The 16,038-nt window shown below is 39.0% G+C and carries 12 protein-coding genes and 2 pseudogenes; 6 read left to right on the forward strand and 8 right to left on the reverse strand.

Annotated features, from left to right (window positions below):
• Positions 1 to 132: 132 nt before the first annotated feature.
• Positions 133 to 801 (reverse strand): DUF2987 domain-containing protein, encoded by a 669-nt coding sequence (locus GQR55_RS17820; protein WP_206012134.1) that lies wholly within the window; start codon positions 799 to 801, stop codon positions 133 to 135.
• The gene (locus tag GQR55_RS17825) at positions 794 to 1,600 is read right to left on the reverse strand and encodes a glucosaminidase domain-containing protein (RefSeq protein ID WP_166421661.1); all 807 of its coding nucleotides are present in this window, start codon (positions 1,598 to 1,600) and stop codon (positions 794 to 796) included. The genes GQR55_RS17820 and GQR55_RS17825 overlap by 8 nt, the downstream gene beginning before the upstream one ends.
• A 248-nt stretch (positions 1,601 to 1,848) precedes the next feature.
• Here GQR55_RS17825 and GQR55_RS17830 point away from each other — a divergent pair, with 248 nt between their 5' ends.
• A complete protein-coding gene (locus tag GQR55_RS17830) occupies positions 1,849 to 3,141 on the forward strand; it encodes an anti-phage deoxyguanosine triphosphatase (RefSeq protein WP_166421662.1) in 1,293 nt (430 codons plus the stop codon).
• A gap of 92 nt (positions 3,142 to 3,233) precedes the next feature.
• Here the strand turns inward: GQR55_RS17830 and GQR55_RS17835 are convergent, their stop codons facing one another.
• Positions 3,234 to 5,390, reverse strand: coding sequence for a prolyl oligopeptidase family serine peptidase (locus tag GQR55_RS17835; protein ID WP_166421663.1), 2,157 nt, complete (start codon positions 5,388 to 5,390; stop codon positions 3,234 to 3,236).
• Between the two features lie 164 nt (positions 5,391 to 5,554).
• On the opposite strand from GQR55_RS17835, the pseudogene GQR55_RS17840 reads away from it, so the two are divergent.
• Positions 5,555 to 5,868: pseudogene (locus GQR55_RS17840) on the forward strand (DUF962 domain-containing protein).
• A 506-nt stretch (positions 5,869 to 6,374) separates the two neighbouring features.
• Positions 6,375 to 8,945, forward strand: a complete 2,571-nt coding sequence (locus GQR55_RS17845; protein ID WP_166421664.1) for a TonB-dependent receptor — start codon at positions 6,375 to 6,377, stop codon at positions 8,943 to 8,945.
• An 80-nt stretch (positions 8,946 to 9,025) separates the two neighbouring features.
• Here GQR55_RS17845 and GQR55_RS17850 read toward each other — a convergent pair whose 3' ends face one another.
• The 3 genes from GQR55_RS17850 to GQR55_RS17860 form a co-directional block, all read right to left on the reverse strand.
• Entirely contained in the window at positions 9,026 to 10,084 is a 1,059-nt protein-coding gene (locus GQR55_RS17850) for a branched-chain amino acid aminotransferase (RefSeq protein WP_269435943.1), read from the reverse strand.
• 143 nt (positions 10,085 to 10,227) lie between these two features.
• Entirely contained in the window at positions 10,228 to 11,280 is a 1,053-nt protein-coding gene (locus tag GQR55_RS17855; RefSeq protein ID WP_166421666.1) for an acyl-CoA desaturase, read from the reverse strand.
• Positions 11,277 to 12,320: an FAD-binding oxidoreductase gene (locus tag GQR55_RS17860; protein ID WP_166421667.1), complete on the reverse strand. Its 1,044-nt coding sequence runs from the start codon at positions 12,318 to 12,320 to the stop codon at positions 11,277 to 11,279. The genes GQR55_RS17855 and GQR55_RS17860 overlap by 4 nt, the downstream gene beginning before the upstream one ends.
• A gap of 219 nt (positions 12,321 to 12,539) precedes the next feature.
• Between GQR55_RS17860 and GQR55_RS17865 the strand changes: the two genes are divergently transcribed.
• The 3 genes from GQR55_RS17865 to GQR55_RS17875 all read left to right on the forward strand — a co-directional run bounded on the left by GQR55_RS17865 (position 12,540) and on the right by GQR55_RS17875 (position 14,939).
• Positions 12,540 to 12,719, forward strand: coding sequence for a DUF6435 family protein (locus GQR55_RS17865; RefSeq protein WP_166421668.1), 180 nt, complete (start codon positions 12,540 to 12,542; stop codon positions 12,717 to 12,719).
• Positions 12,720 to 13,102: 383 nt separating this feature from the next.
• Positions 13,103 to 13,498: a DUF3465 domain-containing protein gene (locus tag GQR55_RS17870; protein ID WP_166421669.1), complete on the forward strand. Its 396-nt coding sequence runs from the start codon at positions 13,103 to 13,105 to the stop codon at positions 13,496 to 13,498.
• A gap of 115 nt (positions 13,499 to 13,613) precedes the next feature.
• Positions 13,614 to 14,939 carry an APC family permease gene (locus tag GQR55_RS17875; RefSeq protein ID WP_166421670.1) on the forward strand — a complete coding sequence of 442 codons (1,326 nt, stop codon included), beginning with the start codon at positions 13,614 to 13,616 and terminating at the stop codon, positions 14,937 to 14,939.
• Between the two features lie 81 nt (positions 14,940 to 15,020).
• On the opposite strand, the gene GQR55_RS17880 is transcribed toward GQR55_RS17875, so the two are convergent.
• Together GQR55_RS17880 and GQR55_RS17885 are read right to left on the reverse strand one after the other, a co-directional pair.
• Positions 15,021 to 15,614: a DUF2238 domain-containing protein gene (locus GQR55_RS17880; protein WP_166421671.1), complete on the reverse strand. Its 594-nt coding sequence runs from the start codon at positions 15,612 to 15,614 to the stop codon at positions 15,021 to 15,023.
• A gap of 61 nt (positions 15,615 to 15,675) precedes the next feature.
• Positions 15,676 to 15,957, reverse strand: a pseudogene (locus tag GQR55_RS17885) (short chain dehydrogenase); the annotation flags it as partial.
• Positions 15,958 to 16,038: the final 81 nt, after the last annotated feature.

A 16,038-nucleotide genomic window follows, 5' to 3' on the forward strand; every position in this document is an offset into this window, starting at 1 on the left:
AATCAAAAGATGATAAGGGTATTGTGAAGCAACCAAAAGATCGGTCAACCGATCAAAAATACCTTAACTGATCGGTGTTAAGCTAAATGTCGCTTTTTATGTGGCAATTACACATTCTTAATTAAACACTGATCACTTAACAATCCAAGGCGTTACTTTAATAACGTTCGATATATCGCCAAGCACTCCGCTATCATCTTCCCAGCTATCTTCAACTGCAAAATAACACACTGACTTTTCACACGTTATGCTTTTATCATCAAATTGCATTGGGCTTTTAAATGTAACTGCTACGCCCTTTTGCTCTGGTAATAAAAACCACATTAATTTACTTACAAAAAAGCCCGACAAATCAGTTAACAACTCATCAAGTTCTTCGTTAATGGTATATAACGACTGCTTTGAAAACGCTAAACCATCAAGTTCGTTTGCTTCTATTTGTAACTTTAATTGGCAATCGTGTACAGGGTTTTGCGGCTCTACTACAATGACCGCTTTATCAGTATCAAGCTGCTTATCGAACGGCAATAGTAATTGTGCTTTATCGGTAAAGTTAAGTGGATACTCGTTTCTTTCAGTTAAAATAGTGCCGCTTTTAATCGCACACGTTTCATTAGTACCAATATCACTAATGTAAAAGTTAACGCGGGCATATTGAAAATCGCCTTTATTAACCACTTTTAAGCGATCGTAAAAGCCGTCATACGACATTACAAACTCTCTCGCATTTACATTAAATGCAGTTATGCTCAGTAGCAGTAACGACACTGCGTTAGTACAATTTAAAATCCGTTTATTCATCAAAGTAGGCTCTATTTTGGTTAATCATGGTGTTTAGCTCTTCTATATACGCTTCACCGCGCTCAGAGTAAGACATTAAACCTTGTGTAAGTTCAGTCGCTAATATTGGCTTTTGCTCAAGACGTAAGTTTTCACGTATCGCGCGCAAATCTTTATAAGCCGGATGCGTATTTATGTTTTTAAAGTAAGAGTTTATAGCAGCTCTTACTGATTTAAACGCAGCAACTTCGTGTGCAGCCCCGCTATTACGGCGTTTTGGTACCATGCCACAACCTTTTGTGTAACACCACTGACCAAAAAAGTTAAGGCCAATACGTGCAAAACGTGATGTGCCCCACGCAGATTCATTTGCAGCTTGCATAAGCGCTAGTTCTTTAGGAATTATATCAACACGGCGCAGTGCTTGTGTAAGTATTAGGGTATTAATTGTGGTTGGTAAGCCGTACGACTTCAAAATTACTGCAATATCTTTACTTTGCTTTTTTTCTAAAGGTAATTCATTTTGTAACATCATGCGTGCTATTTCGAGCTTAGCGCGCTGCTGTAGTATTTTTTTATTTTCGGCTTCAACGTGCGGACGAATAAAGCTAAAAAATGCATGTTTTTTTTCTTTCACATCGCTAAATTCTGAAAACTTTGGTAATTTTACATTATGTAGTGGTTTCTCTTTTTTCTTCACTTTTGTTGTTTGCTCTGACGTTTGCTCATCCTGATCAACGTCATCATTTTGTATAAACGGATATGCAAGTGCCCATACGAAAAACACGGTTAGTAAAAGTTTAAAAATCGTTTTTAACATGTATTCTCTCTTTGAAACAACAACTATGCATGGTTTATACACAAGCATACGAAGGCGCATTATACCTAAGCCACTTTATAAACGCGAATAACTGGGGTTTGATGACCTTTTACGGTTTAATTTTCAGCTATGTGTTTAGATATTAGATAAAACAGAGCCTATGTAGTGCATTTGTTCATTCGCAATTTATAAGTCCATGGGTATACTGGGCAAAGTTTAATAATATTAACTATGTGTGAGTAAGCAGTATGGATAAACAATGGCAAAGCCGAATAATAGAGCAATATAAACATCGTCCTAACGATAACCGCTCGCCGTGGCAGGTCGATCGTTCGCGTATTATTCATGCTGCAGCGTTTAGGCGTTTGCAAGCTAAAACCCAAATTATGGGCATTGGTTTAAACGACTTTTACCGCACTCGCCTCACACATTCATTAGAAGTATCGCAAATTGGTACTGGCATATTGCGCCATTTAAAAGCGCAACATAGCGACTTTACGCACTTCCCATCAACGGGGCTGCTTGAAACACTCTGTTTAGCGCACGATATTGGCCACCCGCCTTTTGGTCATGGTGGTGAAATAGCGCTAAATTACATGATGCGCAATCATGGTGGTTTTGAGGGTAACGCACAAACACTACGTATAGTTGCAAAACTGGAGCCCTACAGTAACGGGCACGGTATGAACCTTACTCGCCGTACTTTACTAGGCTTTATAAAATACCCTGCGTTTATTAACACGCTTTGGCATACCATTCCCGATGCAACAACAGGCCGTGCATTTATTAAAGCTGATGATTGGCGCCCAGCTAAAGGCTTATATAACGACGATGCAGCCATATTCAATTGGATAGTAGAACCACTAAGTCAAAACGATAAAGCGCTGCTTGGCAACCACGCTGCAATTGATAAATACCGTGCTAAAACAACCTATAAGTCACTCGACAGCGCCATTATGGAACATGCCGACGATATAGCGTACGCCGTACACGACCTAGAAGATGCCATTGCAACCCACGTACTCACATTAGACGATTGGCAAACCCATGCACTTCCTCATTTAAAAGCGCTTAACTTTGACTGGTTAAACACCATGCTTGAATCGCTCACTCTGCGTTTGTTTTCAAAAAATGACTTTGAGCGAAAAGATGCCATAGGTGAGCTGGTTAATACCTTTATTATTCATATACATTTGGATATTCAAAACGATACCTTTGAATGCCCTATTTTAAAGTACACCGCTAAATTAGATGCCCAATACGACAGCGTATTGCAAATACTTAAGCATTTTGTGTTTCAACGTTTAATACGCGACCCCGAAATGCAACAAATTGAGTTTAAAGGCCAAAATTTACTAATAGAGTTATTTACAGCATTTGCGAGCGATCCGCTGCGTTTATTGCCCGAAACCACACAAGCACAATACATAGAAGCCGAAAAACAAAATCAAGGGATGCGTATAATTTGCGATTATTTAAGCGGAATGACCGACGAATACGCCTATAAAACATATCAACGATTGTTTTCACCTATGCAGTAGCTAACTAGCAAACATTAAAAAGGCCGAGTAAATTTAATTTACTCGGCCTTTTTGCTTTAACTATGTAATTTTAAATAGTTAGTTAAATGTTTTTATAATGACTCTACGCCCATGTTATATAGCGCAAAGCCAAATATATCAGCGTACTGCTCAATTGTTTTACTTGTTGGTGTACCTGCGCCATGCCCCGCATTAGTTTCTATGCGAATAAGCGTTGGATTATTACCTGTTTGCTTTGCTTGAAGCTCAGCTGCAAACTTAAACGAATGCGAAGGGACAACACGATCATCATGGTCGCCCGTTGTGATCATAGTCGCTGGATATTCAACACCTGCTTTTACATTATGAAGTGGTGAATAACCTTTAATGTATTCAAACATTTCTTTGCTTTGCTCACTGGTGCCGTAGTCGTATGCCCAGCCAGCGCCCGCAGTAAATGTATGGTAGCGCAGCATATCAAGTACACCTACAGCAGGTAGAGCCACTTGAAATAAGTCTGGGCGCTGCGTCATCACTGCGCCAACTAACAAACCACCGTTAGAGCCACCGCGAAGTGCTAAGCGTTTTTTAGAGGTGTACTTTTTATCTTTTAAGTACTCAGCTGCGGCAATAAAGTCGTCAAACACATTTTGCTTTTGCAATTTAGTGCCTGCATTGTGCCAATCTTTACCGTATTCACCGCCACCACGAATATTAGCAACGGCGTACACACCACCTTGCTCAAGCCATACTGCATTAACTGGGCTAAAGCTTGGCGTTAAACTAATATTAAAACCACCGTAACCGTATAAAATAGTAGGGTTTGAACCATCAAGCTTAATGCCTGTTTTATAGGTAATTACCATCGGTATTTTAGTACCGTCTTTTGATGTGTAAAACACTTGCTCAGACGTGTAATCATCACTATTAAAATCAATAGCCGACTTACGATAAACACCCGATTCACCCGTAGTTACATCAAACGTATAAGTAGTACCTGGTGTTTTGTAGTTAGTGAACGAATAATAAAGCGTTGTTTGATCTTTTTTACCGCCAAAACCACGTGCAGTACCCACGCCTGGTAATGTAATTTCGCGAATTAACTCGCCTTTTTTGTTGTACTGTTTTACCTGCGAAATCGCGTCAACCATGTAGTTGGCAAAAAAGGTATCGCCACCTTTTGTAAGATTTAGTACGTTTTTGGTTTCAGGAATTAAATCAACCCAATTTTCAGGGCTTGGGTTACTTGCATCAACCGTCACTACTTTTTTGTTTGGTGCATTAAGGTTAGTAACTAAAAACAGCTTGCTGCCTTCGTTATCAATCACTGTTGTATCTGAATCAGTATTTCCAACAACCGTTACAAACTCACTGTTTTGCTTTGTTAAATCTTTTATAAACAGCTTATTGCCTGAAGTAGATGTACTTGCCGAAATAAGTAAGTAATGGCCATCATGTGTTACATCAGCGCCAACATAGCGATGTTTTTGCGCATCAGTTTCACCAAATACCACACGGTCAACAGACTGAGCTGTACCTAGTTTATGATAATACGCTTTATGCTGATCTGTTTTAGCCGAAAGCTCACTGCCTTTAGGTTTTTCGTAACTAGAATAATAAAAGCCTTCGTTACCTAGCCACTCTATGCCACTAAATTTAACGTCAACAAGTGCTTCTTCAACTTGCTCTTTAGTGTGTGCATCAATCACTATAATTTTACGCCAGTCACTGCCGCCTTCAGATATTTGATACGCTAATAAAGAGCCATCTTTTGAAAACGATAAACCCGACATAGACGTCGTGCCATCGTCACTAAATTTGTTTGGATCTAAAAATACTTCAACGTCGCCGCCATCTTTACTGCGGTACAAAACATATTGATTTTGCAGGCCATCGTTTTTATAAAAATAGGTATAATCGCCTTCAGTAAAAGGAGCGCCTATCTTTTCGTAATTCATTAATTTTTCAAGGCGCTGTTTTAACTTATCGCGATAAGGTATTTGTTCTAAATAAGAAAACGTTAAATTGTTTTGCGTTTTAACCCAATCGGCGGTTTCGCTGCTCATATCATCTTCAAGCCAACGATATGGGTCGCTAACGGCTTCTTCAAAGTAGGTATCTACGATATCGCCTTTTTTAGTTTCTGGGTATATAACTGCGTTAACTTGCTTCATAGGTGCTTTTACTTCTTCTTGAGTTACCGTATTAGTTGGCTCTGAACAGCCGCTAAGCGCTACAATTAAAGCACACGCTAAAGTATGTTTAAACATCCTGAGTTCCATTCTTATTTATTAATAGTGTGCCTAAGTTATTAACTTTTAGCCCTTTTGTCTATTTAGATGCGTTAAGCGCCATTTATCGCTGTAAACAAATGTAAACTTACGCTTTAATAGCACGACCCTCATTAAAATAAAAAACAATAAAAGAGCACACAATGCAAAATACAAACCCCACATTTAAAAGCTTTAAAACCTTCTACCCGTACTATTTAAAGAGCATCGCAACGTTACTTGCCGCCGCTTACATTTTATAGGAAGTACACTTGTTCTTGCTGTAATCGCAATAGCATTAATAAAACAACAATACAGTCTATTGTGGCTATTACCTTTTATTGGATATGGGTTTGCGTGGGTCGGGCATTTCTTTTTTGAAAAAAACCGCCCAGCTACTTTTAAACACCCTTTTTACAGTTTGTGGGGAGATTGGGTAATGTTTAAAGATATGCTTGTTGGAAAAATTAAATTTTAACACTATTTTTAGCACTCTTTTTTTATACCAATTACTTATAAAAACAAAATTGCTTCATGCTTTAAAGTATAGGTTCTAATAAGTAGTACATAATTTATAGTACACCCATTAAATGTTAATTTAGTTAACATTTAATGGGTGTACTTGTATTTTACATTTTAAAAAATATTTATAGCTCAACAGCTATTTATTGCCAGCCCAATAAAAATGGTTCCTACCCATAATTAATTTAAACCATCCATCTCATCTTACCAGTTAATTAAACGTTAAATTTAACTTTTAAATATAATTCATTATCCATCAATTACTTAGCAATTACCTCCGCTATATAACTAAAACAATGATCATTATAAAAAACAACCAAATGTAATTATAAAAACCCTTAAATTAATTGAATGTTATTCAATTGACTGACTTTGTTAATTAAGTATATGTTCAAGGTAACAAAGAGGTTTAATCTTTTTGTACAAAACTAAAATAATTCAATGGGTATGGGGAAATACAGCATGAATAGAAAACCGTTATTTAAATTACAGCAATCGGTACCACAAATATTACTCGCAATGAGCGCGTCTGCTGCACTACTTGGTTCGCTCTCAGTAAATGCTGCAGAGCAAGACACTAAAGCAGAAGAAAACATCGAACAAATAAGCGTAATTGGCTCTCGCCGATTAGGCCGTACAGTAGAAGACAGCGCAGTACCCATCGATATAATTGGTGCAGATGCACTTAAAAACTCAGGCTTTACTGAAACGAATGCCCTGCTTAGCAGTTTATTACCAAGCTTTAACTTCCCGCAAGCATCCCTTACCGACGGTAGCGACCATGTACGCCCCGCTCAGCTTCGTGGCTTGGCACCCGATCACACCTTAGTGCTTGTTAATGGCAAACGCCGCCACAGCAATGCATTAATTAACTTAAATGGCTCTACAGGTCGTGGTTCATCATCGGTTGACTTAAATGCGATTCCAGCAAATGCTATCGACCGCATTGAAGTATTACGTGATGGTGCAGCAGCCCAGTATGGTTCTGACGCTATAGCCGGTGTTATTAATATTGTGCTTAAAAGTGCCAGCAGCGGTGGCTCAGTGGCGGCTATATATGGCGCTAACGTAACCGAAATGGACGGTGTGCCACAGCTAAAATCAGTATCTGAAGGCAGTGATGGTAATTTAGCCTTTACCGAAGGGGGCGATCGTTCATTAACCGACGGTCAAACTTTAACGCTACAAGGTAATATGGGTTTTGAACTGGGTGAAAATGGCTTTTTAAACATTTCGACCGAATACCGCGACCGCCACTCTACAAACCGTTCAGACTACGACCAACGCGAAAACTACGCTCGATTAGAGGATGGCTCACTCGACCCTCGTGAACTCACAGTAAACCGTTACAATCATAACTTTGGTAATGGTGATGTAGAAGATTTCTCTGTTTTTTATAACTCAGCTCTACAACTCACTAACGATGCTGAACTCTATTCATTTGGTTCTTATTCTAAACGTGAAGGTGAAGGCGGTGGCTTTTATCGCCGTGCAAGCGACAGCCGAAATATAGAAGAAATTTACCCGGATGGCTTTTTACCTGTTATCACATCAGATATAAACGACTTTTCATTAGCGCTTGGCGTTAAAGGTTTTGTAAGTGAATGGAATTACGATGTATCGGCCGTATATGGTCAAGATGCGTTTGAGTTTGGTGTTACCAATAGCTTAAATACCTCATACGGCCCTTCTAGCCAAACAAGCTTTGATGCAGGAACACTTACCTACGATCAACTTACTTTAAACGTTGATTTTAGCCGCGAGGTAGACGTCAGCTTTTTAGAAAGCTCTGTAAACGTAGCCGTAGGTGCTGAGTATCGCCGCGAAGGATACCAAATAGATGCCGGCGAAGAAGCGTCATATGCACAAGGCACATTTGGCCCAGGAGGCGAAGTAACTGACCCAGTTGATGGCCCATTTGGCGCAGCGGGCGCACAAGTATTCCCGGGGTTTACACCTGAATCTGAGGGCGACAACAGCCGCCACAATGTTAGCTTTTACATAGATTTAGAAACTTACCTCACAGATGATTGGAACATAGCTGTTGCCGCGCGTTACGAGGATTACTCTGATTTTGGCGATACGCTCAATGGTAAAATTGCAACGCGATACTCGCTCACTGAAGATTTAGCCATTCGTGCATCGGCATCGACAGGTTTTAGAGCACCTTCTTTGCAGCAGCAATACTTTACCTCAGTGGCCACTGTATTTGTTGATGGCGAACCAACCGAAACAGGTACGTTTGCACCAGGCAGTGATGTAGCAAAAGCACTAGGCTCTCCAGGTCTTGATGCAGAGGAAGCAACAAACTACGGCGTTGGTTTTACATGGTCTACCGACTTTAACTTCAGCTTATCGGTTGATTACTACCAAATATTAATTGATGACCGCATTGTGTTATCAAACAACTTATCGGGCGCTGCAATTGCCGATTTACTTCAAGGCACTGGCGCTAACCAAGGTCGTTTCTTCTTAAACGCAATTGACAGTAAAACACGTGGTGTAGATGTGGTTGCCTCTTATAATGTGGCAACCGATGGTTACGGCGATATAGCCTTTAACTTAGGTTATAACTACGGTAAAAATGAAGTAACCAATATCATCGACCCACCAGCAGAGCTACAAGGTGCAGGGTTTGATCAAGACAACTTGTTTTCAGGCACTGAGTTGCGCCGTTTTGAAGTAAGCACACCCCGTAATAAGTACAACTTAAGCGCAACGTGGACTAACGACGATATACGTACAACGCTTAGAACAACCCGTTACGGTGAAACTCAAGATCCATCATCAACCGCAGAGCTTAATGAAGTACTAAAACCAAAATGGATAACCGACCTAGACGTCGCCTACTCGCTTACTGAAAACGTATCGCTGAGCGTAGGTGCTAATAACATTTTTGATGTTTACCCAGATGCAACCCGTGAAAATGTTGACGATTTAACAACGTTCTCACGTTTATTTGCTTACTCTAGCTTCTCACCATATGGATTTAACGGACGCTACGTATACGGCAAGATTGAAATGAAATTCTAATTAGCGAAATTGTAAAACTACGTAAAAAGCCACTTAATTAAAGTTAATTAGGTGGCTTTTTAAATGGGTTAAATTAAAAACTAAATTTTAGTTAACCAACCGTGTTTATCTTCACTTTTACCCCATTGAATATCGTTCAATGCTTGGCGAAGGCGCGCAGTCGTTGGGCCTGGCTCGCCAGTACCTACTTTGTATTCTTTATCGTTATGAATAAACGTACCCACAGCAGTTAGTACAGCCGCAGTGCCCGAAAGCGCCGCTTCAGTACCTGGTTTAGCAGCACGTTCTAGTAGCTCGGTCACTGTAAAGTTACGCTCGCTTACCGTCATACCTAAATCTTTTGCAATGGTTAAAATACTGTTGCGTGTAACGCCGTGTAAAAAGGTGCTATCGAGTGCTTTAGTAATAATCTCGTTGCCATCAATAAGTATAAAGTTAGCAGCACCGGTTTCTTGTACGTCGCCACCTGGGCAAAACAAAATTTGATCAGCTTGATACTTAATACGTGCAGCACTAATAGGTGCTAGTGCACTGGCGTAGTTACCACCACTTTTTACCATTCCCATGTGCGGGGCACAGCGCATGCCATCTTCTTCAAGCAATACACGCAGTGCAGTTGCACCACCGGCAAAGTAATCACCTACTGGCGATAGTAACGTGTATAAAAGCGAGCTCATTGATGGCGCTGCCGCCTTACCAATTGCAGCCTCAGTACCAATGTGTGTTGGGCGAATATACATAGAACCCGGCGGTAATGGCGTTTCATCTGCGTATTCACGCATAATATCGATAATCATCGTTTTTAGCATATCGCTGTCAAAACTCGGTAAGCTTAATAGCGCTGAGCTTTGTTGCATGCGTGCAATGTTTGCATCCATTCTAAAAAGATAAACAGAACCATCTTCATGGCGAAAGGCTTTTAAGCCTTCAAAACATGTACTTGAATAATGAAGAACGTGCGCACCAGCATGAAGTTCAAGTTTATCGGAAGGGACAATTGAGCTTTCGCTCCATTTATTATCAGAAAAACGAGCTTGAATCATCTGCGGCATAAACACGGTACCAAATGCGGCCATTTTAATCTCTCTTGTGTGGTCTATTTTCCTCCATTGTATGACAATCACCCGCCATTTAACCATAGCTAAAGTAAGGCTTTTTTAATTAACTATGAGAAATTTTTGCATGTGCTGTTTACTAATCAACCGTATTGAGTGCAATAAACAAAAAAATCGGTCAGTGTAGTTACACAGACCGATTTTTTCATTCGTTAATTAAAACATGTTTATTTAAACGAATATTTAATAATACGTTTTAACACCGACGTATACTGTCTAAAAAATCCACCCGTATGATAATCAACACCGTGTTTTTTCAAAACAGCTTGTACTTGAGGCGCTACTTCTTGATAGCGCGAAGATGGCATATCAGGAAATAAATGATGCTCTATTTGGCAGCTCAAATGCCCTGTTAAAACATGAAACCAATGTGGCCCTTTAATATTAGACGAACCCAGTACTTGGCGGTAATACCACTGCCCTTGGGTTTCGTTTACGCAGTCTTCTTGTTTAAAAGTTTGCGTTTCTTCAGTAAAGTGACCACAAAATATTATGGTTGATGTCCATAAATTACGGATTAAGTTTGCCACTAAATTACCGGCCAATACCCATAAAAATAAAGGCCCTGCAAGTAACGGAAATATCGCATAATCTTTAATTAATTGGCGAGCGCCTTTACTAAAAAAGCGCTGCTTTAATGTAGAGTGTGATACAAGCCCTTCGCGGTTTTCTTTCTTTTTACCAATAAAAACACGCTCTGCAGCCAACTCGTGATACGACACGCCCCACTGAAATAACACACTTAAATTAATATACGTAAAAAACTGCCATACATTTTTAAAACGCCATTTAAAATCATCGCTTAAACGCAACAAGCCATAACCAAAATCTCTGTCTTTACCAATAATATTAGTATACGTATGGTGTTCAAAATTATGAACGCGGTGCCAACTTTGCCCGTCGCACGCTATGTCCCACTCATAATGCTGTGAGTTAAGTTGCTTGTCGTTCATCCAATCGTATTGACCATGCATTACATTGTGGCCAATTTCCATATTGTCTAAAATTTTAGCAAGCGCTAATAACAACACGCCTGCAACCCATAATAATGGTTGAATAAAACCAAGCATTAGCAAAATTCGCCCGCTCCATTCACACACTCGCTGTTTGCGCACAACAGAGCGAATATAGTCAGCATCTTGTTGGCCAACTTTGCCAAGGGTATCCATTTTAATGGCATCTAGCTCGCTTGCGAGCATGTCATAGTTAATGTTTTTCATAATTGTAACTCCAAATCACTAACAGGTTGGCTTACGCAAAGTTGGATTAACTGCTCGCCGTTGTCACTCAATTCACCTGTTTTTAAATTACGTACCACGCCTGACTTTTTAATACATTGGCATTGATGACAAATACCAATACCGCAACCGCGTTTAACCGGCAATTGTTTTGCTTCAAACTGAGTAAGTAAAACATCGTTACCCGATACAACATGGGCACTGGCGTTAATTTTTACATTAAATTGGCTGTCGTCATTTAAGCTAGGCAGCGCCAAACCAAAGGCCTCTTGGTAGTAATTTAGCTTATGCGTTTTAGCAAAATCGCTCACCGTTTGCATAAATGCAGCAGGGCCGCAGCAGTAAATGTCTGGGTTTTCCCACGGCTTAATATTGCTGGTTATATCGCTTGCTTGCTCGCGCGTTAATAATAAAAACGAAAAATGCTCAAAACGCGCCGCAAACTCACTTAGCTCATCAACACATTGATGCTCAGTAGCTTTTGCGTAATAGATTAGCGACACATTTTGAGTAGTTTGGCTTAAGTAATCATCAAGCATAGCCAGCATAGGTGTTATACCCGACCCACCGGCAACAAAAGTAGCCGGCGTATGCGTGTTTTTAAATACAAAGTCGCCGCTTGGCGCAGAAATATTGCACCACAAACCCGCTTTTAATGCGCTGCTGAGTAAGCCTGTAAAGCGCCCTTGCGCATTTGTTTTGATTAGTAAACGCACCAAACCTGTATTTTTAAATTGCTGAGCGCTTGAAGCCACGGTAAAAACGCGTGTTAATAATCGCCCATTAATTTCAAGCGTTAAACTTACATGCTGCCCTGACGTATGCGCCTGCCATTGTTTGCTTGGCTTTAATTGCACACTTAAAAAGCCGCCATCAAGCACAGCTGTATTAACTACTTGCGCTCTAAACTGCCCTGCACGCCACGCAGGTTTAAACACCTGCATTATTGGCTCTATGTAGCCGGCAAAACTTTGATGGTGTAAAAACCATTTTGAAAATTGGTTTAGTACTTGAGTAATCATGATTAAATCTCTATCAAATCTTAATTATTTTGAACTTACACGTGTACGCTCAAACTTCAGCGCACAAGTGTACGCTCAAATTTTAAGTTTTCAACCCTAATAGAGTAATTATTCAATTTTTAGGTGCCGACTAATTTATATTTTTAAGAATCGATTTTCTTCGTCGCATCGTATGTATACTGATTAAGTAAATATATTAAAGTAATTAAGAGAGTCACCATGTTTTCGATATTTAAGTCAGATCCAACAAAAAAATTACGCAAAGAGTACGACGCAAAATTAGAACAAGGTATGCAAGCACAGCGTAAAGGCGATATTAAGAGTTACGCCATGTTAAGCGCCGAAGCCGAAAAAATTTGGAGTGAAATAGAAGTTCTTGAGGCTAAAAAAGCTAAATAAATGCATATGTCAAAACGTATTCGCCTTGCTTTAAAAGCCGATGGATACGTTTAGAAAATTAAATCACAAACTCCCCCTCCCTCTTTCAGGACATATTTAGTACTTTCTAATTATCCTCAAGTAAAACAACAAAAAACTTATTTTATCACTCGTATAAATACCTATTTACAATAATGTTTTTAAGTGGAATTATTGAACAATGTAATCTAAGCCGTTTGGGGGGTATAACGCCTTAACGTTGGATTTAATAAGCTGTTATGAATATATTGGAAGCTTCTACAGATAACCTCCATTAAAAATGGATATTTTTATCTGTATGCTGTTTGTACTTCAAATATTTTAGTCGCTTTAGTGGCATTATAGAACTAAGGAGGGTTTAGTGTATGCGTAAGTTATTAATATATATTTTACTCGGTTTTACTTTTTTACACTGGTCAAATTTTGCAAATGCTACATCCCTGAATGAAGCATACAAAAATCATCAAAGTAACGTTCAAGTACAGGGCTCTGGAATCGTTATTCGTATATTAAACGACGATAATAATGGCTCGCGTCATCAAAAGTTTATTCTTAAATTAAGTACAGGCATTACTATTTTAATTGCACATAATATTGATCTTGCGCCAAGAATTAATTTGCTTTCAAAAGGTGATACTGTTCAATTTTATGGTGAGTATGAGTGGAATAAAAAGGGGGGCGTAGTACATTGGACTCATAAAGATCCCAATGGATATCATGTTGGTGGTTGGTTAAAGCACAAAGGTAAAATATACCAATAGCTTTATAATAAATCGATTCAGGCGAGGCCATGTTCTTTCCTCCGTTTAGTAAGACTCACTGCTTTTCTAATCTGATTTATTTCTTAATAGTGAGCTATATAAAAAGGCAGTAATAATGATACAAAAAATAGAGCAACCAGCAGAAAAGAAAGCATTTGGTTTATGGAGTGCGATATTTTTGGGTATTGGCTCAATGGTTGGCGCTGGTATTTTTATCGTTATTGGAGAAGCGGGTGTAATTGCGGGAAATTTAGTTACTATGTCTTTTGCAATTGCAGCAATTATCGCGTTATTTTGTGGCTATTCATTAAGTAAACTTGCTGTTCGCTACCCTAGCCGAGGTGGGATTGTTGAATATCTTATTCACGGTTACGGCGAAGGCGTATTTTCTGGTGCTCTTGGGGTGCTCTTTTATTTTGCTCAATTAGTAGCAATAGCTGCTGTATGCAAATCTTTTGGAACCTATGCCGCGACCTACTTTCCAAAAGAGGATACTCATTTATTCATTAATATTTTTTCAGTTAGTGTGTTGTCTTTTTTCGTTATCGTAAATTTTATTGGTGCATCAATTGTCGCCAAAGCTGAAAATCTTATTGTGGTTATTAAACTATTCGCTTTAATTATTTTTACTGTATTAGCATTATTTTACATTCAACCCGCACGATTATCGTTAACTAATGCACCCGATACTTTAAATGTTTTTTATGCCTTAGGTTTAACATTTTTTGCCTTTCAAGGGTTTAGCGTAATTACCAATAGTGTTGAAGATATGCAAAGCCCAGAAAAAACTATGCTAAAAGCCATGGTTATTGCAATTTTACTTGTTACTGTTCTTTATATAGCTGTTTCTGTTGCTGTGTTTGGTAATTTATCATTGGCAACTATTCTGCAAGATAAGGATTATGCTTTAGCTGAAGCTGTTCGCCCTGCATTAGGCGAATGGGGATTCAAGATTATAGCCATTACAGCCTTACTTGCCACCGCATCAGCGATCAATGCCACATTATATGCTGTTACACAAATTGGTTATACGTTAGCAAAGGAAGGTAGCTTGCCTAAACAATATGAATATCATGTTTTTAATAATACAGAAGGGTTATTAATCTCAGCAATTCTTATTGTGCCAATGATTTTATTATTAGATTTAAGTCAAATTGCCAGTATAGCGGCTATCTCTGTATTATTGATCCAAGGTTTTACTCACACCGGTCACTTATTTAAAGTTAAAGAAACTAAAGCGAAAATATCCTGTGTTATTGCAGCTGTTGTCGGCTCTTTTGGCGCAGCACTTTTTGCCATTGCGTATTCATCTAAAGCAATGCCTCATATTGTTTATTACATTCTTTCAATTTTCTTTATCGCATTTATATTCGAAGTTATTATGCGTTTATACACGAATAGAGTAATACAACAGCAAACTGCGTCTCAGATCAAAAAATAAAAACAACACGCCCTGGAGCACATAAAGCACACCTATCTCAAGTTTTAATCAATATTTGTATAGATGTTTCTATAAGCGTTTTTATAAATAATCTTTAACGCTTTTAAGCTGTTTGTCGTGTACTTTTGAAAGCAGCAATAACGAGCAAATAGCCCCAAATAACGCCAGTCCCATATCTGATTGGGTATCCCACACATAGCCTTGCGTGCCTAAAAACGCTTCTGCGTCTTCGCCGCTTAGTACTGCAACCCACCACTCTATTAATTCGTAAAACGCGCTAAATGCTAAACATACCGAAATAACAAAGGTGATTAACCAGCCTCGACCATTTACTACTTTTTTGCGTAGCAAAATTTCGCGTGCTAGCAGCGCAGGTACAAAACCTTGAAAAAAGTGCCCTACTTTGTCGTAGTTATTACGCTCGCTACCAAATAGGTTATCGAACAAAGGGACTTCGGCGTAGGTGTAATGCCCGCCAATCATCAGTACAATACAATGCGCTAAAATAAAGGTGTATAAAATAGGGGTAAGTTTAAAGTGGCTATATGTGCTTGCTAGCAGCACTAAACCAATAATTGCGGGAATAACTTCAAGCAGCCATGTAAATTGATCTTTTGGGTTGATACCAGACCAAATTAATACAATAAAAAATAGGCTCAGCCATAAATACTTCATTTAGAATCCTTGTCTAAATTGATCAAATTTACGGCATTTTACGCCTTTGAAATAAACGATGCTACCTATAGTTTGTTTTTGCGCTTAGCCTATTAAACAAAGTAGGAAAAAAGCGTTTAATTGTAGGCGCCCAACCACTTAAACCTTTACCCACAATCACTTCGTCTTTTTTATTACTAATAGCGTTAATCATTTTTTTAGCAGCTACGCTTACATCCATGCCATTTTCTATCGACTCTTCTGGTTTATTTTGCGCGATGCCTTGCTCGTTTAATGAGTTATGCGCAATGGCTGTTTTAATAGAGCCTGGGCAAATAGTTAAGCAATGAATGTTATGTTCGCTCATAGGTTAGACATTAAGAGAGAATTGGATTCAGGCCGCATTTTAATCGTCCTTTTTCTTTATCTCTTTTTGGGTTCGCTC

The sequence above is a fragment of the Pseudoalteromonas sp. Z1A8 genome (assembly GCF_011378855.1).
In the GTDB taxonomy this organism is placed as follows: domain Bacteria; phylum Pseudomonadota; class Gammaproteobacteria; order Enterobacterales; family Alteromonadaceae; genus Pseudoalteromonas.

What these genes read in the sequence shown, in the direction of transcription:
- GQR55_RS17820 (WP_206012134.1), bottom strand. Translation starts at nt 801, where the DNA reads ATGAATAAACGGATTTTAAATTGTACTAACGCAGTGTCGTTACTGCTA.
- GQR55_RS17825 (WP_166421661.1), bottom strand. Translation starts at nt 1,600, where the DNA reads ATGTTAAAAACGATTTTTAAACTTTTACTAACCGTGTTTTTCGTATGG.
- GQR55_RS17830 (WP_166421662.1), top strand. Translation starts at nt 1,849, where the DNA reads ATGGATAAACAATGGCAAAGCCGAATAATAGAGCAATATAAACATCGT.
- GQR55_RS17835 (WP_166421663.1), bottom strand. Translation starts at nt 5,390, where the DNA reads ATGTTTAAACATACTTTAGCGTGTGCTTTAATTGTAGCGCTTAGCGGC.
- GQR55_RS17845 (WP_166421664.1), top strand. Translation starts at nt 6,375, where the DNA reads ATGAATAGAAAACCGTTATTTAAATTACAGCAATCGGTACCACAAATA.
- GQR55_RS17850 (WP_269435943.1), bottom strand. Translation starts at nt 10,084, where the DNA reads ATGGTTAAATGGCGGGTGATTGTCATACAATGGAGGAAAATAGACCAC.
- GQR55_RS17855 (WP_166421666.1), bottom strand. Translation starts at nt 11,280, where the DNA reads ATGAAAAACATTAACTATGACATGCTCGCAAGCGAGCTAGATGCCATT.
- GQR55_RS17860 (WP_166421667.1), bottom strand. Translation starts at nt 12,320, where the DNA reads ATGATTACTCAAGTACTAAACCAATTTTCAAAATGGTTTTTACACCAT.
- GQR55_RS17865 (WP_166421668.1), top strand. Translation starts at nt 12,540, where the DNA reads ATGTTTTCGATATTTAAGTCAGATCCAACAAAAAAATTACGCAAAGAG.
- GQR55_RS17870 (WP_166421669.1), top strand. Translation starts at nt 13,103, where the DNA reads ATGCGTAAGTTATTAATATATATTTTACTCGGTTTTACTTTTTTACAC.
- GQR55_RS17875 (WP_166421670.1), top strand. Translation starts at nt 13,614, where the DNA reads ATGATACAAAAAATAGAGCAACCAGCAGAAAAGAAAGCATTTGGTTTA.
- GQR55_RS17880 (WP_166421671.1), bottom strand. Translation starts at nt 15,614, where the DNA reads ATGAAGTATTTATGGCTGAGCCTATTTTTTATTGTATTAATTTGGTCT.